Source organism: Pseudoalteromonas sp. McH1-42, assembly GCF_022347845.1.
In the GTDB taxonomy this organism is placed as follows: Bacteria; Pseudomonadota; Gammaproteobacteria; order Enterobacterales; family Alteromonadaceae; genus Pseudoalteromonas; species Pseudoalteromonas rubra_D.
The window spans coordinates 1-1,022 of the sequence record NZ_JAKRFU010000082.1; the positions used below are offsets into that span (position 1 = coordinate 1).

Sequence of the window (1,022 nt, forward strand, 5' to 3'; positions counted from 1 at the left end):
CTTGACCATCACCACACCGATAGAAACCGATGGCCTTGTTAACGCAGCAGAAGACAATGACGTCTTAATCGCCGGTTCTGGCGCTGAGTCGGGCAACAGTGTGACGGTGACCATCACGGACAACAATTCGACAGTCAGTCGTACCGTGAACGCAGACAGTTCAGGTAACTGGACGCTGAGCGGCAGTGAACTGGACGTCAGTGGCCTGAACAATGGCACGCTGACGGTGTCTGCCACTCAGTCGGATACGGCAGGCAATACTTCGACTGCTGCGACTCAGACGATTACGCTGGATAACGCGGCCCCTTCGGCACTGACTATCACCACACCGATAGAAACGGATGGTATTGTTAACGCAGCGGAAGACAATGACGTCTTAATCGCCGGTTCTGGTGCTGAGTCGGGCAATAGCGTGACGGTGACCATCACAGATAACAATTCAACAGTCAGTCGTACCGTGACCGCAGACAGCTCTGGCAACTGGACGCTGAGCGGCAGTGAGCTGGATGTCAGTGGTCTGAATAATGGCACGTTGACGGTGTCGGCCACTCAGGCGGATACGGCAGGTAACACTTCGACTGCTGCGACTCAGACGATTACGCTGGATAACGCGGCGCCTTCGGCGCTGACCATCACCACGCCGATTGAGACTGATGGGGTAGTCAATGCCGCAGAAGACAATGACGTCTTAATTGCCGGTTCCGGCGCTGAGTCGGGTAACAGTGTGACCGTGACTATCACGGACAATAACAGTTCGGTAAGTCGCACTGTGACCGCAGACAGTTCAGGAAACTGGACGCTGAGTGGCAGTGAGCTGGACGTCAGTGGCCTGAACAATGGCACGCTGACAGTGTCGGCCACCCAGGCGGATACGGCAGGTAATACCTCGACTGCTGCGACTCAGACGATTACGCTGGACAATGCAGCACCTTCGGCCTTGACCATCACCACACCGATAGAAACCGATGGCCTTGTTAACGCAGCAGAAGACAATGACGTCTTAATCGCCGGTTCTGGCGCTG

Annotated in this window: 1 protein-coding gene; it reads left to right on the top strand. The window is 55.5% G+C overall.

What is annotated here, in order from left to right:
- Positions 1-1,022: Ig-like domain-containing protein (locus MHN31_RS24115; protein ID WP_239445558.1), on the top strand; the 1,022-nt coding region annotated here is incomplete at both ends.